We start from the raw sequence: 18276 nt of genomic DNA on the forward strand, positions 1-18276 counted from the left end.
CACCGCGCCGGGACTGCGGCAGAATGGTCGACGTGACCGACCCAGCAGAGACCGGCGAGGCCGCCGCACTGGTCGACGAGGCCGGCAAGAAGGCCGCGGTCGCGTGGGTTTCGGTCGACGGCGCGCCCGCCCGCGCCCTGTGGTGCGTGCCGGCCGACGGCTCGCTGCACGTGGTGACCGGTACCGGTGAACAGTCCGCCGCCGGGCTGGCGGCCGGCGTACCGGCGACGGTGACGCTGCGGGGCGATCACGGCGGCCGGATCGTGTCCTGGCCCGCCGAGGTGATCCTGATCGAGCCGGCCGACCCCGGCTGGGAGTCGATCGCGGCCCAGGTGGCCGCCAAACGGCTGAACGCCCCGGGCAGCCCGGCCGACCTGGTGCGGCGGTGGGCCGACGAGTGCCAGCTGTACCGCCTGACCCCGGCCGGTCCGCCGGTGGCGGCCGGTGCGTCGCTGCCGGACGGATCGCTCGCCGCGCCGCCCCGCCCCAGCACGGTCACCCGGCCGACCCGTCGTCCGTTCCGCCTGCACCGGGTCCGCCGACGCTGAAGCACGCCGGGCCCACGCCGGGCCGCGATCCGGACAACCGGGCGACCCACGCCGGGCCGACGGTCAGCCGACGAACGGCGGTACGGCGATCTGCCCGCTGGCGATCGGCACCACCTGACCGGCGACGGTGGCGCTCCGCGCCCGTCCGCCCAGCGCGGTCGCCGTACAGTCCAACATCGATGGACGACCCAGCTCGGCCCCCTGCCGGACGAGATACCGTGACTGGCCGTTGGGCGGCAGCAGACCGCTGCCCACTGCCCAGACGCCGAGGCCGAGGGCGGCGGACCCGGTAGCCGGGTCCTCGGTCACCCCGGCTCCCGGGCAGAAGACCCGGCAGTGCGCCGTCGACCGCTCCGGCTCCCCCGCCGGGGAGCCGGCCGTCGTCCAGGTCAGCACGCTGACCATCCCGACGCCGCCCCGGGCCGCGGCCGCCGCGTCCAGCCTGGCCCGGGCCAGAGCATCGGGACGTACGCACAGGTAGTCGAACTCCAGACCACAGCCGGCCCGGCGGGGTGCCGGACCGGTGTGATCCTGCGCGGTCAGGCCGACTGCGGCCAGCAGCGGGGCCGGGTCCACCGGCGCCCCGAGAGTCGGCTCGCCGCCGCGCAGTGTGGCGTACCCGTGCTCGGTCAGCTCGACCGGTAGCAACCCGGCACCGCACTGCTGGGTCACCGTCCCGGCTTTCACCAGGCCTCGCCGGCCGGCGGTGACGGCCGCGCCGATGCTCGGATGCCCGGCGAACGGTAGCTCCTTCTCCGGTGTGAAGATCCTCACCCGGTAGCTCGCGTCCGGGGTGCCGGGCGGTAGGACGAACACCGTCTCGGACAGGTTGAACTCCCGCGCGATCGCCTGCATCTGGTCGACGGCCAGCGCATCGGCACCGAACACCACGGCGAGCGGATTCCCGGTGAACGGCCGGTCGGTGAAGACGTCGACGATCTCGTACCCGAGGCTGGACATGAAACAAACCCTACGGCCCGTACGCTGTGGCCGTGACTACGGCGACCAGGGTGTACGTCGCCCGGCTGGCCGGGCTCGCCGTCTTCGACCCCAACGGCGACCAGGTCGGGCGGGTCCGGGACGCGGTGGTACGGCTGCGAACCACCAACCGGCCACCCCAGGTGGTCGGACTGGTAGCGGAGATGCCGATGCGTCGGCGGATCTTCCTTCCGATGGGCCGGGTGACCGCGATCGACCCGGAGTCGGTGCTGCTCAGCACCGGCACCCTGAACCTGCGGCGGTTCGAGAAACGGCCGAACGAGTTGCTGGTGCTGGAGGACCTGCTGGACCGGCGGGTCCGTTTCGACCCCGAGGACCAGCCCGGTTCGGTGGTGGACGTCGCCATGGAGGCGAACCGGGTCGGCGAGTGGTCGTTGACCCGGGTCGCGGTCCGGGAGATCACCGGACGACTGACCCGACGCGGTCACCTGCACCAGCTCGACTGGCACCGGGTGCGCGGGCTGATCGGGCTGCCGGACACCCAGGGCACGGCCGGGCTGCTCTCCGTGCTCGACCAGATGCGCGCGGCGGACCTGGCGAACGCTCTGCAGGATCTGCCGGACAGCCGACGGCAGGAGATCGCCGCGGCGCTGGACGACGAACGGCTCGCCGACGTGCTGGAGGAGCTGCCCGAACACGACCAGGTGTCGATCCTGACCGCCCTGGACCGGGAACGCGCCGCCGACGTGCTGGAGGAGATGGACCCGGACGACGCGGCGGACCTGTTGGCCGAGTTGCCACCGCCGGAGCAGGACGTGCTGCTGGACCTGATGGAGCCGGACGAAGCGGACTCGGTACGCCAGCTGCTGCAGTACCAGGCGGGGACCGCCGGGAGCGTGATGACCTCCGAGCCGGTCATCCTGACCCCGGACGCGACGGTCGCCGAGGCGCTGGCCCGAATCCGGGAGCCGCAGCTGCCGCCGGCGATCGCCGCCCAGGTCTTCGTCGCGCGGGCGCCGATGGCCACCCCGACCGGTAAGTACCTGGGTGTGGTGCACTTCCAGCGGCTGCTGCGGGAGCCGCCGGCAGAGCTGCTCGGCGGAGTGGTGGACAGCGGTATCGATCCGTTGCAGCCGGAGACTCCGCTGTTGGAGATCACCCGCCGGATGGCCACCTACGACCTGGTCGCGATGCCGGTGGTCGATCCGGCGAACCGGCTGGTCGGCGCGGTGACCGTGGACGACGTGCTGGACCACTCGCTGCCGCCGGACTGGCGGGACCGGGACACACCGCTGGAGGGTGGGGACGGGCATGGCTGACCTGCGCCGGAGCACCGGCCGGCTGGACCAGCCCCGCGAACCGGGACGGATCTCGCTGCCCCGCTACGACCCGGAGGCGTTCGGACAGTGGGCCGAGGCGATCGCCCGGTTCATGGGTACCGCCCGGTTCCTCGTCTACATGACCGTGGCGGTGGTCGGCTGGATCGCCTGGAACACCCTCGCCCCGGTGAGTCTGCGCTTCGACCCGTACACCTTCACGTTCCTGACCCTGTTGCTGTCGGTGCAGGCGTCGTACGCGGCGCCGCTGATCCTGCTCGCGCAGAACCGGCAGGCGGACCGGGACCGGCTCTCCCTGGATGAGGACCGGCGGCGGGCCGCGATGCAGAAGGCGGACACCGAGTACCTGGCCCGGGAGATCGCGTCGCTGCGGGTGGCGGTCGGTGAGGTGGCCACCCGGGACTTCCTGCGGTCGGAGCTGAGCCGGCTGGCCGAGGAGCTCGACGAGCAGGCGTACCGCCGGCACCGGCTGGACCGCCGCCCGGTGGAGGGGCCTCAGCCGCCGGACAGCCGACCGGACCTGCCGGACAGCCGAGCGAACCTGCCGTCGAAGGGACCGCGGCCGCCCGGACAGTGAGCGGCGGTGACCTGCACACGCGACGTAGCATGGCGGGCATGTCCGCACCGACCAGCACCGTCAACGATGCCATCAACGCCGCCCTGGCCACGGTCAACGACCCGGAGATCCGCCGCCCCATCACCGAGCTCGGCATGGTGCGCTCCGCGACGGTCGACGACGCCGGCCGGGTACGGGTCGAGCTGCTGCTGACGGTCGCCGGCTGCCCGTTGAAGGACAAACTTCGCACCGACATCACCGAGGCGGTGACCCGGGTGCCCGGCGTCACCGGGGTGGACGTCGACTTCGGTGTGATGAGCCCGGAGCAGCGCAAGTCGCTGCAGGAGCAGCTGCGCGGCGGTTCCGCCGGCGCCGAACCGGTCATCCCGTTCGCCCAGCCCGGGTCCCGCACCCGGGTGTACGCGGTGGCCAGCGGCAAGGGTGGGGTCGGCAAGTCCAGCGTGACGGTGAACCTGGCGGCCGCGCTCGCCGCGCGCGGGCTGTCGGTCGGGGTGATCGACGCCGACATCTACGGACATTCGGTGCCCCGGATGCTCGGTGCGGAGGGACGGCCGACCCGGGTCGAGGAAATGATCATGCCGCCACAGTCGCACGGCGTGAAGGTCATCTCGATCGGCATGTTCACCGCCGGCAACGCGGCGGTGGTCTGGCGTGGGCCGATGCTGCACCGGGCGCTGCAGCAGTTCCTCGCCGACGTTTACTGGGGCGACCTGGACGTACTGCTGCTGGACCTGCCGCCGGGCACCGGGGACGTGGCGATCTCCCTGGCCCAGCTGCTGCCCAACGCCGAGATCCTGGTGGTGACCACGCCGCAGGCGGCCGCCGCCGAGGTGGCCGAACGGGCCGGTGCCATCGCTCTGCAGACCCACCAGCGGCTGGTCGGGGTGGTGGAGAACATGTCCTGGCTGGAGCTGCCCACCGGGGAGCGGATGGAGATTTTCGGCAGCGGCGGCGGCGGCACTGTCGCCGAGTCGCTGACCCGCACCGTCGGTGCCCAGGTGCCGCTGCTCGGCCAGATTCCGCTGGACACCCGGGTACGGGAGACCGGTGACCGCGGCACCCCGATCGTGCTGGCCGATCCACAGGCCCCGGCGGCCCGGGCGCTCGACGCGGTCGCCGACCGGCTCGCGGTCCGCCGCGAGTCGCTGCTGGGCAAGCCCTTGGGTCTACGGCCGTCCGCCGGCTGACCGTCAGTGGCGTCCGGCTGATAACCGTCAGGTGGCGTCGGCGTCCAACGGCTTGGGCGGGACGGCGGCCGGGCTGGTCCCGGCGGACAGGCTGGTATCGGCGGCCGGGCTGGTCGGGACAGCCGACCTGCTGGCGCCGCCGGTCACCGTCGTCGGCTTCGCGGCGGACTTCAGATCGGCCGCGTCGGCGACCTCACGCAGCTCGTCGCGGACCCCGCTGACGTCGGAACGCAGGTCGTCGTAGACGCCCTGCAACGGCTTGCGCAGCGCGGCCTCGTCCTCCTCGCTGAGCAGGTGCTTGCGGATGAACGCCTTGGGGTGCAGGTCCTCGAGCTGGATGTCGGTGCCCAGTTCACGGCTGAGGTCGGAGGTCGCGTTGCGGGCCATGTTGCGCAGGTTGCGCAACATCCGCAGGCCGTCGGAGATGACCTGCGGCAACCGGTCACCGAAGATCAACAAGGCGAGCAGCAGGAGCAGACCGATCTCCCACCAGTTCAGGTTGTCGAACATGCTCCAGGCCTCCCTGTGCCGCCGTCGAAGGCAAGGGTACGCACGTCACCAGCCGGTCCGGGAGGGCCGACCGGGTGTTACTTGGCGTCGGCGGCCAAGGTCACCGAGGCCGACCTGGCTTCGCTGCCCCGGCGGTAGTCGACCGTCACGACCGACCCGGGGGCGTACTTGCGCACCAACGCGATCAGGTCGGTCGCCTGGTCCAGGGGCCGACCGTCGATCCGCAGCACCACGTCGCCGGCCCGCAGGCCGGCGGCGTCCGCCGGCCCGCCGTCGACCACCTCACTGAGCCGGACACCGGCACCGGGGGTACGGGCGGCATCGGTGACCTGGGCACCGAAGATCGTCCGCCGGGCCGTGCCGGTGTCGATGATCTCCTGGGTGATCCGCTTCGCGTGGTTGATCGGGATGGCAAAGGCGAGACCGATGTTGCCGGCCGTCTCCTCGTCGGCGGCCAGCGACTTGATCACCGAGTTGACACCGATCACCCGGCCGGCGGCGTCCACCAGCGGACCGCCCGAATTGCCCTGGTTCACCGCCGCATCGGTCTGGATCGCCGCGTAGTAGCGCACCTGGCCGCCGGGCTCACCGGCCTGGATGGTGCGGTCGAGAGCGCTGACGATCCCCGAGGTGACCGTGTTGGTCAACGCGAGCGGCGAGCCGAAGGCAAGCACCGGATCGCCGACCGCGATCGCCTCGGAGTCGCCGAACTCGACCGGCGTCAGCCCGGTCCGGTCGACCTTGATCACCGCCACGTCCGATTCCGGCTCCTGGCCGACGATCGAGGCTCGCGCGGTCGAGCCGTCGTTGAACAGCACCATCGCCTCCTCGGCCCCCACCCCGACCACGTGGTCGTTGGTGATCACGTAGCCGTCGGCGGTGGCGACGAAGCCGGAGCCGACGCTCTGCCCGCCCGGCCCGCTCACCTGCACGGTCACCACGCTCGGCAGGACCCGTTGGGCCACCCCGGCCAGCGAGTCGGCCGGCCGCTGCGCCGCCCCGGGCGGATCGGCCGGCGCGCCGCCGAGCACGGTCCCGGCACCGGCCACGCCGCCGCGGACCGCAAAGGCGAACCCCAGGGCACCGCCGAGGCTTCCGGCGAGCAGCGCGGCGATCACCGACACGACCACGTACGGCATGAACCCACGGCGTACCGCCGGCTCCGGTTCGACGACCGGCTCCGGACCCTCGCCGGTGCCGGCGGCGCCCGGCGGTACGTCGACCACCACTGCGGCCGGCGCGTACGGATCACGCCAGGGATCCCGCAGCGCGTCCGACCACCACGGCGACGGCTGCGCAGCCGGGCCGTACGACGGCGAACCGGCCGACGGTCGGTGCACCGGTACCGAAGGACCGTACGACGGCGGGTAGGGCGGCGGACCGGCCACCGGTGGGTACGGCGGAGCCGGTGCGGGGCCGTACGGCCCGGCCCACCCGCCGACCGGCGGCTGGTGCCCCGGCGGTGCGATCCCGTCGGCCTGGCGCCAGTTTCCGCCGTCGGTCACGGTTGCCTCCCAGTCCATCCCCCAGCGCGACGGCACCGGTCCGATCGGCGACATCGCTCCGCGTCCAGGATTGCACGGATAATCGAAGAACATTCAGTGGTCGCCGAAGAGCGGGGTGCCCCGGTGCCCGCCCAGCCGGTCGACCAGCGGCGCTCTAGGCTCGTACCGGCAACCGCCGCCCGACCCCCCGCTGGAGGTGCGCCATCCACCCGGTCACCCGACCCCCTGCCTGGACGGCGCCCCAGGCCCTCCAGTTCGTCACCGGGTACGCCGCCGAGGACCTGGTGCTGCGTACCGCCCGAAGCCTGGCCGAGGAGGTCGGGCTGCGCCCGGTCTCGCCGGACGCCGGCGCGACGTTGCGGCTGCTCGCCGCTGCTGGCAATGCACGCGCTGTCGTCGAGATCGGCACCGGGACCGGGGTGAGCGGCGTGTGGCTGCTGCGCGGGATGCGCCCCGACGGGGTACTGACCACGATCGACGTGGAGAACGAGCACCAGCGGATGGCCCGGCGGATCTTCGTCGAGGCCGGCTACGCGACGTCGCGGACCCGGATCATCACCGGCCGGGCGCTCGACGTGCTCCCCCGGCTGGCCGACTCGGTGTACGACATGGTCTTCGTCGACGGTGACAGCGCCGAGTTCGGCGCGATCGTCGACGCGGCGCTGCGGCTGCTGCGCCCCGGCGGCATCCTGGCGGTACACGGGGCGCTGGCCGGTGGCCGGATCGGCGACCCGGCGGCGCGCGACGCCGACACGGTCGCCATCCGCGAACTGGTCAAGTCGATCCGGGAAGCCGAGGAGTGGGTGCCGGCGCTGCTGCCGGCCGGCGACGGGCTGCTGGCGGCGGTACGGCGCTGACCTGAGGTACGGCACCGCGCTGGGGTACGGCACCGGCCCTCGGCCGGCCGTCATGCGGCCGCGTCGAGCGCGGTCAGCCAGCGCACCAGCGTCCGTACCCCCCAGCCGGTGGCGCCCCGGGTCAGCTCGGCGTGGTCGTCGTCGGACCAGGCCGGGGCGGACATGTCGTAGTGCGCCCAGCGGTCGCGCAACGGCCCGGTGAACTCGCGCAGGTAGAGCGCGGCCACCACCGAGCCGGCCCCCCGGTCCGGGGCGCTGAACAGGTCGGCGATCTCGCTACCCAGGTACTCGACATAGTCGGCGTGCAGCGGCATCCGCCACGCCCCCTCGCCGGCCGCCGCCGAGGCGTCGAGCAGCGCTCCGGCCAGGTCGTCGTCCTCGCTGTACAGCGCGGCGGTACGCCGGCCCAGGGCGATCGCGTTCGCGCCGGTGAGGGTGGCCAGGTCGACCAGATAGTCCGGGGTGAACCTGCTGACCGCGTAGCTGATCGCGTCGGCCAGCACCAGCCGGCCCTCGGCGTCGGAGTTGGTGGTCTCGCTGGTCCGCCCGCCGTAATGCCGCACCACGTCACCCGGGCGGAACGCCGCCCCGCTGACCATGTTCTCGGCGAGCGGAACCAGCACGGTCAGCCGGACCGGCAGATCCAGGTCGGCAGCGGCGACGGCGGTGGCGACCACCGCGGCCGCCCCGCCCATGTCCTTGCGCATCAGCTTCATCCCGTCCACCGGCTTGATCGAGATCCCGCCGGTGTCGAACGTGATGCCCTTGCCGGCGAGCACCACGTGCCGCCCGGCGTGCGGCGGGGACCAGTCGATCTCCACCAGGCGGGGGCCCGCCGCCGAACCGCCGCCGACCGCCAGCAGCGCGCCGAACCCCTCGGCGGCCAGTTCCGCCGGGCCGCGCACCGAGACGGTCAGCCCGGACCGGTCGGCCGCCGCGGCGACGACCTGCTCGGCGAACCAGGCCGGGTTCTTGACCGAGGACGGCATGTTGGTCAGGTCCCGGGCCAGGCAGGTGGCGGCGGCGGTCGCCCGGGCGTACCGCAACGCCTGTTCGGCCGCCCGGGTGGGCGGATGGGCGAGCAGCACCACCGGCAGCCTGTCGTGCGCCTCGTCGGTGTCTGCGGCCGGTCGGGACTCGCCCGACGCGGCCGGTCGGGACTCGCCCGGCGCGGTGAACCGGTAGCCGGCCAGCCAGCAACCTTCGGCGAACCCGCGGATCGCCGCCGGACCCGCCGACGGTGGTACGGCGACCAGGCACTGCCCGGCGGCCGGTTGGGCGGCGGCCGGCCCGGCGGCCGGTTGGGCAGCCCGGCGCAGCAGCCCGCCGACGGCCGCGCCCGCCGCCCGCCAGCCGGCCTCGTCTGCCGCGCCGATCCCGACCAGAATCACCTGGTACGGCGAGTGCCGGGGCCGGTGCAGGACCTGCATCTCGCCGGCGCTGCCGTCGTGCCCGGTGCGGGTCAGCAACTCGGCGGCCGACCCGGCGAGCTCCGCGCGGTCGCCGTCGAGCGCCAACTGGTCGGGCAGTGGTCCGAGCCGTGCGCCGGCCGACCCGGGGTCCGGCTCGACGGGCAGGACGATGGTGCCGGCGGCGGTGGTCTCCGCCAGCAGACGGATGGCGAACACGCCGGGGTTACCTCCAGGGACGAGATTGGGTGCTGCCCACGGCGTACCGAGTCCGCCGACCCGGCGGGGGCCGGGTCGGCGGACTCGTCAACCGTCGCTATGTCGACCCGTGGGCCAGCGTCGCCCCCGGGTCCGGCTCGATCAGCCTGCGGCGGCCTTCAGCGCATCACCGAGCGCGTTGGCCTCGTCCGGTGTCATCTCGACGACGAGTCGACCCCCACCCTCCAGCGGAACCCGCATGACGATGCCCCGGCCCTCCTTGGTGACCTCCAGCGGACCGTCGCCCGTCCGCGGCTTCATCGCCGCCATGTTGTCTCCCCTCAGACTTGCCCCAGGGCCGCTGGGGAGCACCCCAGCCACCTCGTAAGTCTCACCGCATCCCACTGCCACGGTGCCGACCAACGATTTTCCCTGATGAACACCGCCGGACCCAAACCGAGGCCACAATGCTGTGACAGCGTCTAGCTTATCTTGAAGTGGGCTGTCACAATGTGCGGTCATGCAGGCACGGTCGGCGCTCTTCGACCTGTTCGGTGACCATCTTCGGCCACGAGGTGGTCGCGCGCCCGTTGCTGCCCTGGTCAAGCTGCTGGCCCCGCTCGGGATCGCGCCGCCCGCCGTACGCACCGCCGTCTCCCGGATGGTCCGGCAGGGATGGCTGCAACCGTCTCGGCTGGCCGCTGGCCCGGGCTATCTGCTGACCCCGAAAGCCGCCCGACGGCTGGACGAGGCGGCCGCCCGGATCTACCGCACCGGCAGAATCAGCTGGGACGGCAAGTTCGACCTGCTGGTGCTCGACCCACCCGGCGGCCGGCGGGACCGGCAACGGCTGTGCGCCAACCTGAGCTACCTCGGCTACGGAATGCTGGACGAGCACACCTGGGTGGCGACCCGGGCCGCCGGCGAGGTCGACGGCATGCTGACCGAGGCCGGCGTACGGTTCGAGCGGTTCACCGCCGCGCACGCCGCCGGCACCGCCGGGGCCGCCGCGCTGGTCCGCCGCGCCTGGGATCTGACCGAGATCGGACAGGCCTACGAGCGGTTCGTCGCCGGGCAGCGACCAAAGTTGGCCAAGGTGACCGTACGCAGCGACGACGAGGAGGCGTACGCCGCCCGGTTCCAGTTGGTCCACGCCTGGCGCGGGTTTCTGTTCCGGGATCCGCAACTTCCCCCGGCGCTGCTGCCGGAACGCTGGCCTGGGACGAGCGCGGCGACCTTCTTCGACCGGCACGCCACCCGGCTGCGCCCGGCCGCCGACCGGTACGTCGACAAGTGCCTGGAGCTCGGCCAGCGCGACGGCGGCCCGCGCTGAGCCGCACCGACGCAAACTCCAGCCAGCCTAACGAAAGGGGCGTCCGAGGTGACCGAGGCACTGATCGTCGACCGTCGGGGTGCGGTCGTCACGTTGACCCTGAACCGACCTGACTCGCTCAACTCGCTGAACGTCGAGCTCAAGGAGGCGCTGCGCGACGCGCTGGCCGAGGTGGAGACCGACCCCGGCTGCCGGGCGGTGGTGCTGACCGGCGCCGGACGGGCCTTCTGCGTGGGGCAGGACCTGCGCGAACACGTCGAGACGCTGGAATCCGGGACGGCTGAGCCGCTGGACACCGTACGGGAGCACTACAACCCGATCGCCACCCGGCTGGCCGGGCTGTCCAAACCGGTGGTCGCCGCGGTCCGCGGCGCGGCGGCCGGTGCCGGCGCCTCGCTGGCCATGCTGGCCGATCTGCGGATCGGTGGGCCACGGACCAGCTTCCTGATGGCGTTCGCCAACGTCGGGCTGGCGATGGACACCGGCGCCTCGTGGGCGTTGCCCCGGCTGGTCGGCTACCCGAAGGCGACCGAACTGCTGCTGCTGGCACAGCCGGTGCCGGCCGCCGAGGCACACCGGATCGGGCTGCTCAACCAACTGGTCGACGACGACGAGCAGATCCTGCCGGTAGCCCACGAACTCGCCGAACGGTTGGCGGCCGGGCCGACCGTCGCGTACGGGGCGATCAAGCGGGCGCTGTCCATCGGCGCTTCCGGTTCGCTGGCCGACGCGCTGGCTGCGGAGACGCAGGCCCAGTCGATCTGTGGTGCCACCACCGACCACCGGCAGGCGACAGCGGCGTTCGTCGCCAAGCAGCGGCCGGTGTTCGACGGGCGCTGAAGCCGGCACGGCCTGACCAGGAGCCGCGTGCCCGCTGGCCGGGCCGCGGCCGTCAGTCGTCCTCCTCCGGGTCCTGGTTGGCCTCGACACCGAGCACGAACGCCTGCATGGCCAGCTCGTTGCCGCTCGGATAGACGAAGGCCGGCAGTTCGCGGGGGCCGAGCTCACGCACGTACGACCAGAACAGCCGGACCGCCTCCGCCGCCGTCGGTGCCTCGATCGGCAGGTCGAGGCTGACCAGCCAGGCACGACGGTCACCGGCCGGGGCGAGCCGGCTGGCCAACGACCGGTAGGTGGCCACGTCCACCGGGGTCACCGCCCCGGTCAGCCGCAGGGCGGCCGCCGGCACCGGCTCGTCAAAGGCCCGGCAGGTGTAGTGCACCACCAGCGGTTCGGGCTCGGCCGCCCGGGTCTCCCCGCCCTCGACGCCGCCGCCGGCGCCACCGATCCGGCCGAGCGCGACGACGAACCGGGGGTCACCGTCGGTGACGACCAGCACTGGCGCGCCGTACGGCGGCCGGGGGTCACCGTCGAGGCCGGTCACCTCCAGCGTGTCGTGGTGGAACAGCCGCTCCGCCTCGTAGCGCTGGGCCGGGATGACCACCGCCCAGGCACCGGTGCCGGGCCGGGCCGGGCCGGGCGTCGCGGGCTGATCGTCGAGCTGGCTGATCTCGCGCATGCTCCTATCTCATCACGGCGCGGGGCGGCGGATCACCGGACCACGACCGGACCGCCGGGCCGCGTCGGCGGCGGCACGTGGCAGCCGGCGACATGGTCGTCGACCATCCCGGTCGCCTGCATCAACGCGTACGCGGTGGTGGGTCCGACAAACCGGAGGCCGTGCCGTTTGAGCGCCCGGGCCAGCGCGGTCGACTCGGCGGTGACCGCCGGCACCTGGTCCATCGAGGCGAGCCGGGCGGACCGGGGCGGCGGAGCGTGTCGCCAGAGCAGCTCGGACAGGCCGGTGGGCAGGTCGAGCACGGCCCGCGCGTTCGACACGGCGGCCTCGATCTTGGCCCGGTTGCGGACGATGCCGGCGTCGGCGAGCAGCCGCTCGACGTCGGCCGGGCCGTACCCGGCGACCTTCTCGATCCGGAAACCGTCGAAGGCAACCCGGAACGCCTCCCGCTTGCGCAGGATCGTCAGCCAGGACAGACCGGACTGGAAGGCTTCCAGGGTCAGCCGTTCGTACAGCGCGTCGTCGTCGCGGACCGGTCGGCCCCACTCCTGGTCGTGATACCGGCGGTAGTCCGCCGAACCGGCGCTCCAGCCGCACCGGGCCAGGCCGTCCGCCCCGACGCTCAGCCCGGTCACGGCAGTGCCCCGGTCTCGACCAGCCGGCCGAACTTCTTCAACGCCTGGGTCAGGCTCACCTTGGATCCGGGCCAGAGCAACGGCCAGGCCATCCGGCCCGCGACGCCGCCGGGCAGGTGGAACCACTCGTGCCAGACGACCTGGGTGCGGTCGTGGTCCATCTGGGTGCAGCGCAGCACCCCCGGGCCACGCAGCAGGGTGCCGCAGTGCACCACCCGGACCTCGTAGGGAGCGTCGACCCGGACGACCCGCATCTCGTCGCGCAACGCCACCGGACCGACCGCGGTGACCGCCGCGATCAGGCTGCCCTCGCCGCCGTCGCCCGAGACGACCTTCACGTCGGTGAAGGGAATCCACTCGGACTGCCGCTCCCAGGCGGTGAAGGCGGCGAAGACCCGTTCGGCCGGGGCCTGGATGATGACCGTCGCGGTCACCTCTCCGGCTCCGGGGGTGCCGGCGGCAGCCTCGTTCGGACCACTCACCTGGCAGCACCGTCCGCCGGGCGGACCTCCGGCCCGGCGGCTGCGTCGGCCGTGGGCGACAGGGCGGACTCCGGCCCGTCGGCAGGCCCGGACTCCGACCCGTCGGCAGGCGCGGACTCCGGCCCGTCAGCAGGCCCGGACTCGGTCGCGGACGTACCGGCCACCGGAGTCCCCGCCAGGTCGGCGGCCGGCACGAGGGCCGCGTCCCGGGCCCGCCGCAACTGGTCGGCGTCCTCGGTACGCCCCTCCCGCAGCGCGGCCACCTCGGACTGCAGCACCTCGATCAACTCGTCCTTGTACCCGATGTCGTACGCCGCCCGGCGCAGTGCCTGGTCGACCTGCGCCATCCGGTACCCGCGCAGCGCGGTGTCGAACCGGACCTGGCTGACGTCGTGCTCCAGCAACGGCCGGGTGCCGGGCAGCGGGACCGCCCGCCCGTCCGGCTCGACCGGGACCAGCCCCGGGTCGTTGCCGGTGACGAGCACGGTGACCCCGAAGACGACTGCGGCGACGGTCAACGCGGCGACCAGAACGAGGAGAAACTGATCCATGACCGAATCGTGGCATGCCGGCGCGGCGAGGGCGACCCCCTGCGGCGCGTCGTCGGTCGGCGGCGGGCTCTCCCGCCCCGGTGACCGCCGCTCCCGGCGACCGCCGGCAGTCGGCGTACCGCAGCCGGTTAGCCTCCTGGCAGGCGGGACGGGATCGGAGGCACGGATGGGGCGTACGCTGCGGCTCGGCCGACGGTCCCTGGCACCCGGGGACCTCGCGGTGATGGCGATCGTCAACCGTACGCCCGATTCGTTCTTCGACCGCGGCGCGACCTTCGCCGCGGACGCCGCGCTGCACGCGGTCGCCGCCGCGGTCGACGCCGGCGCGGACATCGTCGACATCGGCGGGGTGAAGGCCGGGCCCGGGACCGCCGTCGACGTGGCCGAGGAGATCGACCGTACGGTCGGCACGATCGCGGCGGTCCGGGCCGCCTTCCCGGACCTGGTCATCTCGATCGACACCTGGCGGGCGGAGGTGGCCAGGGAGGCGGTCGCGGCCGGCGCCGACCTGCTCAACGACACCTGGGCCGGCGCGGACCCCCGGCTCGCCGAGGTCGCGGCGGCGACCGGGGCAGGGCTGATCTGCTCGCACACCGGTGGGACCACGCCGCGCACCCGACCGCACCGGGCCGCGTTCGACGACGTGGTGGCCGACGTGGTGGGTACCGTGACCGGCCTCGCCGAGCGCGCGGTCGGTCTCGGGGTACGACCGGACGGCATCCTGATCGACCCGGCGCACGATTTCGGCAAGAACACCCGGCACTCGCTGGAGGTCACCCGGCGGCTCGCCGAACTGGTCGACACCGGCTGGCCGGTCCTGGTCGCCCTCTCGAACAAGGATTTCATCGGCGAGACCCTGGATCTGCCGGTCGACCAGCGGCTGGAGGGCACCCTGGCGGCGACGGCGGTCTCCGCCTGGTTGGGTGCCCGGGTGTTCCGGGCGCACCAGGTGGCGGCGACCCGGCGAGCGCTGGACATGGTGGCGTCGATCCGGGGCGACCGACCGCCGGCGGTGTCCCGCCGGGCGTTGGCCTGAACGGGTTCGGGTACGGGTACAGGTCAGGTCGCGGTCAGGTCCAGCGGAGCACGTTCTTGCGCCAGGCGTAGAGGATGCCCAGCGCCAGGACGGCCACGAAGACGCCCATCTCAGCGACGGTGACCGGGCCGAACCCCGGCCGGTCGAAGATCACCGCCCAGGGGAAGAGGAAGACCGCCTCCACCGCGAAGAGCACGTACAGGAACGCGTACACGTAGTAGCGGATCTGCGCCTGGGCCCAGTCGCCGCCCACCGGGTCGAGGCCGCACTCGTAGCTGGCCCGTTTGCCGACCGGGTCGGCCGGCTGCCCCGGCCGCAGCAACCGGTTGGCGCCGTAGCCGACTGTGAAGAAGGCGACGCCGACCAGCAGCAACAGCCCCAACGTCGCGTACGAGCCGAGGTAGCCCTGCATGTCCGACAGCCTACCGTCCGGTCGTCCAGGGCCGGCCTGGGTCAACCGGCGGAGACCGGCGTCACCGCCCCGTGACCGTAGGGTGATTCCAGTCCCACCGGGCGGACCCGAGCCGGGTATCCGACCCGATCCGACGTAGGCTTTCCTCAGAGTGTCACCATGGTTAGGACGCCCTTACCGGGACACCCATCGTGGCACCGGGCAACGGCAGCGCCACGGCCGGCAACAGCCGCAGGACGCCGGCAACCGCCCCAGCACGGCCGGCGATCCACGCCGCCGGCAGGAAACGAGGAGGTCAGCTCACGTGACCAAGCAGGTCCGTCAACTGGATCGGGTGGTCATCCGTTTCGCTGGCGACTCCGGTGACGGCATGCAGCTGACCGGCGACCGGTTCACCTCGGAGACCGCGCAGCTCGGCAACGACATCTCCACGTTGCCGAACTTCCCGGCCGAGATCCGGGCCCCCGCCGGCACCCTGCCCGGGGTGTCCAGCTTCCAGGTGCACTTCGCCGACTACGACATCCTCACCCCCGGTGACTCGCCGAACGTCCTGGTCGCCATGAACCCGGCGGCGCTGAAGGCGAACCTCGGCGACCTGCCGCGCGGCGCGGACATCATCGTCAACACCGACGAGTTCACCCGGCGCAACCTCGCCAAGGTCGGGTACGCCACCAGCCCGCTGGAGGACGGCTCGCTCGACGGGTACGCCGTACATCCGGTGGCGTTGACCTCGATGACCATCGGCGCGCTCGCCGAGTTGTCCGTTTCGAAGAAGGACGCCGAGCGGGCGAAGAACATGTTCGCGCTGGGTCTGCTCTCCTGGATGTACTCCCGGCCGTACGAGTCCACCATCCGGTTCCTGGAGCGCAAGTTCGCCAAGCGTCCGGATCTGGTAGCGGCGAACATCGCCGCGTTCAAGGCCGGCTGGAACTTCGGCGAGACCACCGAGGACTTCTCGGTGCGCTACGAGGTCAACCCGGCCCGGATGCGCCCGGGCACGTACCGCAACATCACCGGCAACGCGGCGCTGTCGCTGGGGCTGGTGGCCGCCGGGGTCCGGGCCAAGCTGCCGATCTTCCTCGGCGCCTACCCGATCACACCGGCCTCGGACATCCTGCACGAGTTGAGCAAGCACAAGCGGTTCGGTGTGGTCACCATGCAGGCCGAGGACGAGATCGCCGCGGTCGGCGCGGCGCTCGGCGCGGCGTACGGCGGCGCTCTCGGCATCACCACCACCTCCGGGCCCGGCGTGGCGCTCAAGGGCGAGACCATCTCGCTCGCCGTCGCGTTGGAGCTGCCGCTGGTGATCGTCGACGTGCAGCGGGCCGGGCCGTCCACCGGCATGCCGACCAAGACCGAGCAGGCCGACCTGAACATGGCGCTGTTCGGCCGGCACGGCGAGGCACCGGTCGCGGTGATCGCGCCGCGCTCACCGTCGGACTGCTTCCACGCCGCCATCGAGGCGGCCCGGATCGCACTCACCTACCGCACCCCGGTGCTGCTGCTGTCCGACAACTACGTGGCCAACGGTTCCGAGCCGTGGCTGCTGCCCGAGGTCGACTCCCTGCCCGACCTGCAGGTCGAGTTCGCCACCGAGGCCAACGACGACGACGGCAAGACCTTCCTGCCGTACCTGCGCGATCCGCAGACGCTGGCCCGGCCGTGGGCGATCCCCGGCACCCCCGGCCTGGAGCACCGCATCGGCGGTCTGGAGAAGGCCGACCGCACCGGCGACATTTCCTACGACCCGGCGAACCACGACTTCATGGTGCGGACCAGGCAGGCCCGGATCGACGCGATCCCGGTGCCGGACGTCGAGGTGGAGGATCCGGACGGCGACGCCCGGACGCTGGTGCTCGGCTGGGGGTCGACGTACGGGCCGATCGGTGCCGCTTGCCGGGCGTTGCGCCAGCGTGGCCTGTCGGTCGCCCAGGCGCATCTGCGGCACCTGGCACCGCTGCCAGCCAACCTCGGCGAGGTGCTGCGCAGCTACGACCGGGTGGTGATTCCGGAGATGAACCTCGGTCAACTGGCCCACGTGATCCGGGCCCGTTACCTGGTCGACGCGATCGGTTACAACCAGGTCCGTGGCCTGCCGTTCACCGCCACGGAGCTGGAAACCATGCTGGAAGAGGTCGTGAAGAATGTCTGAGCCCGCCCGCAACGGACGCCCCGGCGGTACGCCGGTGGCGGTCAAGCTCACCGCCAAGGACTTCAAGTCCGACCAGGAGGTGCGCTGGTGCCCCGGGTGCGGTGACTACGCGATCCTCGCCGCGGTGCAGTCATTCATGCCGGAGCTGAACATGCCCCGGGAGCGGATCGTCTTCGTCTCCGGCATCGGCTGCTCGTCGCGCTTCCCGTACTACATGAACACGTACGGCATGCACTCCATCCACGGCCGGGCGCCGGCGATCGCCACCGGCCTGTCGGTGTCCCGCCCGGACCTGTCGGTCTGGGTGGTGACCGGGGACGGTGACGCGCTGTCGATCGGCGGCAACCACCTGATCCACGCGCTGCGCCGCAACGTCAACCTCAAGATCCTGCTGTTCAACAACCGGATCTACGGGCTGACCAAGGGGCAGTACTCGCCGACCTCCGAGCTGGGCAAGATCACAAAGTCGACGCCGGTCGGCTCGGCCGACTCGCCGTTCAACCCGCTGTCGCTGGCCCTCGGCGCCGAGGCGACGTTCGTCGCCCGGACCATCGACTCCGACCGTAAGCATCTGCAGTCGGTGCTGCGTGCCGCCGCCGAGCATCAGGGTTCGGCGTTCGTGGAGATCTACCAGAACTGCAACATCTTCAACGACGGCGCGTTCGAGCAGTTGAAGGAGCCGGCGACCCGGGACGACTACCTGATCCGGCTGGAGCACGGTCAGCCGATCACTTTCGGGGCCGACGGGCAGTTCTGCGTGGTCCACCCACCCGGCGGCTTCGGGCTGGAGGTCCGCGAGACCGCGTCGGTGCCGGCCGAGCAGATCGTGGTGCACGACGCCACGATCGCCGAGCCCGCCTACGCGTTCGCGCTGTCCCGGCTGCCCGCCGCCGATCTGCGCAACACGCCCATCGGGGTGTTCCGCAGCGTGTCGCGCCCCAGCTACGACAGCCTGATCCAGACCCAGGTCGAGCAGGCCCGGGCGGCGGCCGAGGGCACCCCGGAGGAGCAGTTGGCCGGGCTGCTGCGCAGCGGCGACACCTGGTCGATCAACTGACTGAGACACCTGGTTGATCAGCTGACTGACCG

General features: G+C 72.5%; 20 protein-coding genes. 10 read left to right on the forward strand and 10 right to left on the reverse strand.

From position 1 onward, the window contains the following. Positions 1-32 precede the first annotated feature (32 nt). Positions 33-548 carry a hypothetical protein gene (locus tag O7629_RS22600; protein WP_278171592.1) on the forward strand — a complete coding sequence of 172 codons (516 nt, stop codon included), beginning with the start codon at positions 33-35 and terminating at the stop codon, positions 546-548. Positions 549-611: 63 nt separating this feature from the next. Here O7629_RS22600 and O7629_RS22605 read toward each other — a convergent pair whose 3' ends face one another. Then, positions 612-1508, reverse strand: coding sequence for a PhzF family phenazine biosynthesis protein (locus O7629_RS22605; protein ID WP_278171594.1), 897 nt, complete (start codon positions 1506-1508; stop codon positions 612-614). A gap of 32 nt (positions 1509-1540) precedes the next feature. Here O7629_RS22605 and O7629_RS22610 point away from each other — a divergent pair, with 32 nt between their 5' ends. From O7629_RS22610 to O7629_RS22620, 3 genes are read left to right on the forward strand one after another with little or no spacing between them, the layout of a single operon-like run. Continuing rightward, positions 1541-2806: a CBS domain-containing protein gene (locus tag O7629_RS22610; protein WP_278171595.1), complete on the forward strand. Its 1266-nt coding sequence runs from the start codon at positions 1541-1543 to the stop codon at positions 2804-2806. Then, positions 2799-3401, forward strand: coding sequence for a DUF1003 domain-containing protein (locus O7629_RS22615; protein ID WP_278171596.1), 603 nt, complete (start codon positions 2799-2801; stop codon positions 3399-3401). The genes O7629_RS22610 and O7629_RS22615 overlap by 8 nt, the downstream gene beginning before the upstream one ends. A 38-nt stretch (positions 3402-3439) precedes the next feature. Further along, positions 3440-4588: an Mrp/NBP35 family ATP-binding protein gene (locus tag O7629_RS22620; protein WP_278171597.1), complete on the forward strand. Its 1149-nt coding sequence runs from the start codon at positions 3440-3442 to the stop codon at positions 4586-4588. 27 nt (positions 4589-4615) lie between these two features. Here the strand turns inward: O7629_RS22620 and O7629_RS22625 are convergent, their stop codons facing one another. Continuing rightward, complete coding sequence (locus tag O7629_RS22625; RefSeq protein ID WP_278171599.1) at positions 4616-5098, reverse strand: preprotein translocase subunit TatB; 483 nt, start codon at positions 5096-5098, stop codon at positions 4616-4618. Between the two features lie 77 nt (positions 5099-5175). Continuing rightward, positions 5176-6438 (reverse strand): trypsin-like peptidase domain-containing protein, encoded by a 1263-nt coding sequence (locus O7629_RS22630; RefSeq protein ID WP_278174640.1) that lies wholly within the window; start codon positions 6436-6438, stop codon positions 5176-5178. A gap of 449 nt (positions 6439-6887) precedes the next feature. Here O7629_RS22630 and O7629_RS22635 point away from each other — a divergent pair, with 449 nt between their 5' ends. Further along, a complete protein-coding gene (locus O7629_RS22635) occupies positions 6888-7460 on the forward strand; it encodes an O-methyltransferase (RefSeq protein ID WP_278171600.1) in 573 nt (190 codons plus the stop codon). Between the two features lie 50 nt (positions 7461-7510). On the opposite strand, the gene O7629_RS22640 is transcribed toward O7629_RS22635, so the two are convergent. Continuing rightward, on the reverse strand, positions 7511-9043 hold the full coding sequence (locus O7629_RS22640; protein WP_278174641.1) for a leucyl aminopeptidase family protein: 1533 nt from the start codon (positions 9041-9043) through the stop codon (positions 7511-7513). A gap of 186 nt (positions 9044-9229) precedes the next feature. Then, the gene (locus tag O7629_RS22645; RefSeq protein ID WP_007455245.1) at positions 9230-9397 is read right to left on the reverse strand and encodes a DUF3117 domain-containing protein; all 168 of its coding nucleotides are present in this window, start codon (positions 9395-9397) and stop codon (positions 9230-9232) included. Between the two features lie 190 nt (positions 9398-9587). On the opposite strand from O7629_RS22645, the gene O7629_RS22650 reads away from it, so the two are divergent. After that, complete coding sequence (locus O7629_RS22650; protein ID WP_278171601.1) at positions 9588-10400, forward strand: PaaX family transcriptional regulator C-terminal domain-containing protein; 813 nt, start codon at positions 9588-9590, stop codon at positions 10398-10400. Between the two features lie 48 nt (positions 10401-10448). Next, a complete protein-coding gene (locus O7629_RS22655; protein WP_123605723.1) occupies positions 10449-11240 on the forward strand; it encodes an enoyl-CoA hydratase-related protein in 792 nt (263 codons plus the stop codon). A gap of 52 nt (positions 11241-11292) precedes the next feature. Here the strand turns inward: O7629_RS22655 and O7629_RS22660 are convergent, their stop codons facing one another. Genes O7629_RS22660 through O7629_RS22675 form a run of 4 tightly spaced genes read right to left on the reverse strand, consistent with a single transcriptional unit; the run spans position 11293 to position 13587 of the window. After that, complete coding sequence (locus tag O7629_RS22660) at positions 11293-11919, reverse strand: hypothetical protein (RefSeq protein ID WP_278171603.1); 627 nt, start codon at positions 11917-11919, stop codon at positions 11293-11295. Positions 11920-11951: 32 nt separating this feature from the next. Continuing rightward, positions 11952-12554, reverse strand: a complete 603-nt coding sequence (locus O7629_RS22665) for a DNA-3-methyladenine glycosylase I (RefSeq protein WP_278171605.1) — start codon at positions 12552-12554, stop codon at positions 11952-11954. Beyond that, positions 12551-13036 carry an SRPBCC family protein gene (locus tag O7629_RS22670; protein WP_278171606.1) on the reverse strand — a complete coding sequence of 162 codons (486 nt, stop codon included), beginning with the start codon at positions 13034-13036 and terminating at the stop codon, positions 12551-12553. The genes O7629_RS22665 and O7629_RS22670 overlap by 4 nt, the downstream gene beginning before the upstream one ends. Continuing rightward, the gene (locus O7629_RS22675; RefSeq protein WP_278171607.1) at positions 13033-13587 is read right to left on the reverse strand and encodes a DivIVA domain-containing protein; all 555 of its coding nucleotides are present in this window, start codon (positions 13585-13587) and stop codon (positions 13033-13035) included. Before O7629_RS22675 ends, O7629_RS22670 begins: the two co-directional genes overlap by 4 nt. Positions 13588-13753: 166 nt before the next feature. On the opposite strand from O7629_RS22675, the gene folP reads away from it, so the two are divergent. Further along, positions 13754-14623: a dihydropteroate synthase gene (gene folP / locus O7629_RS22680; RefSeq protein ID WP_278171609.1), complete on the forward strand. Its 870-nt coding sequence runs from the start codon at positions 13754-13756 to the stop codon at positions 14621-14623. A 34-nt stretch (positions 14624-14657) separates the two neighbouring features. On the opposite strand, the gene O7629_RS22685 is transcribed toward folP, so the two are convergent. Further along, on the reverse strand, positions 14658-15035 hold the full coding sequence (locus tag O7629_RS22685; protein WP_278171611.1) for an NADH-quinone oxidoreductase subunit A: 378 nt from the start codon (positions 15033-15035) through the stop codon (positions 14658-14660). A gap of 304 nt (positions 15036-15339) precedes the next feature. Between O7629_RS22685 and O7629_RS22690 the strand changes: the two genes are divergently transcribed. Together O7629_RS22690 and O7629_RS22695 are read left to right on the forward strand one after the other, a co-directional pair. Then, the gene (locus O7629_RS22690) at positions 15340-17187 is read left to right on the forward strand and encodes a 2-oxoacid:acceptor oxidoreductase subunit alpha (RefSeq protein ID WP_278171613.1); all 1848 of its coding nucleotides are present in this window, start codon (positions 15340-15342) and stop codon (positions 17185-17187) included. Further along, on the forward strand, positions 17180-18244 hold the full coding sequence (locus O7629_RS22695) for a 2-oxoacid:ferredoxin oxidoreductase subunit beta (protein WP_278171615.1): 1065 nt from the start codon (positions 17180-17182) through the stop codon (positions 18242-18244). The genes O7629_RS22690 and O7629_RS22695 overlap by 8 nt, the downstream gene beginning before the upstream one ends. Positions 18245-18276: the final 32 nt, after the last annotated feature.

The sequence above is a fragment of the Solwaraspora sp. WMMD792 genome (assembly GCF_029626105.1).
In the GTDB taxonomy this organism is placed as follows: Bacteria; Actinomycetota; Actinomycetes; order Mycobacteriales; family Micromonosporaceae; genus Micromonospora_E.

Coding starts and splice junctions, on each gene's coding strand:
- O7629_RS22605 (WP_278171594.1), bottom strand. CDS start 1,508: ATGTCCAGCCTCGGGTACGAGATCGTCGACGTCTTCACCGACCGGCCG.
- O7629_RS22615 (WP_278171596.1), top strand. CDS start 2,799: ATGGCTGACCTGCGCCGGAGCACCGGCCGGCTGGACCAGCCCCGCGAA.
- O7629_RS22620 (WP_278171597.1), top strand. CDS start 3,440: ATGTCCGCACCGACCAGCACCGTCAACGATGCCATCAACGCCGCCCTG.
- O7629_RS22625 (WP_278171599.1), bottom strand. CDS start 5,098: ATGTTCGACAACCTGAACTGGTGGGAGATCGGTCTGCTCCTGCTGCTC.
- O7629_RS22645 (WP_007455245.1), bottom strand. CDS start 9,397: ATGGCGGCGATGAAGCCGCGGACGGGCGACGGTCCGCTGGAGGTCACC.
- O7629_RS22650 (WP_278171601.1), top strand. CDS start 9,588: ATGCAGGCACGGTCGGCGCTCTTCGACCTGTTCGGTGACCATCTTCGG.
- O7629_RS22660 (WP_278171603.1), bottom strand. CDS start 11,919: ATGCGCGAGATCAGCCAGCTCGACGATCAGCCCGCGACGCCCGGCCCG.
- O7629_RS22675 (WP_278171607.1), bottom strand. CDS start 13,587: ATGGATCAGTTTCTCCTCGTTCTGGTCGCCGCGTTGACCGTCGCCGCA.
- folP (WP_278171609.1), top strand. CDS start 13,754: ATGGGGCGTACGCTGCGGCTCGGCCGACGGTCCCTGGCACCCGGGGAC.
- O7629_RS22685 (WP_278171611.1), bottom strand. CDS start 15,035: ATGCAGGGCTACCTCGGCTCGTACGCGACGTTGGGGCTGTTGCTGCTG.
- O7629_RS22695 (WP_278171615.1), top strand. CDS start 17,180: ATGTCTGAGCCCGCCCGCAACGGACGCCCCGGCGGTACGCCGGTGGCG.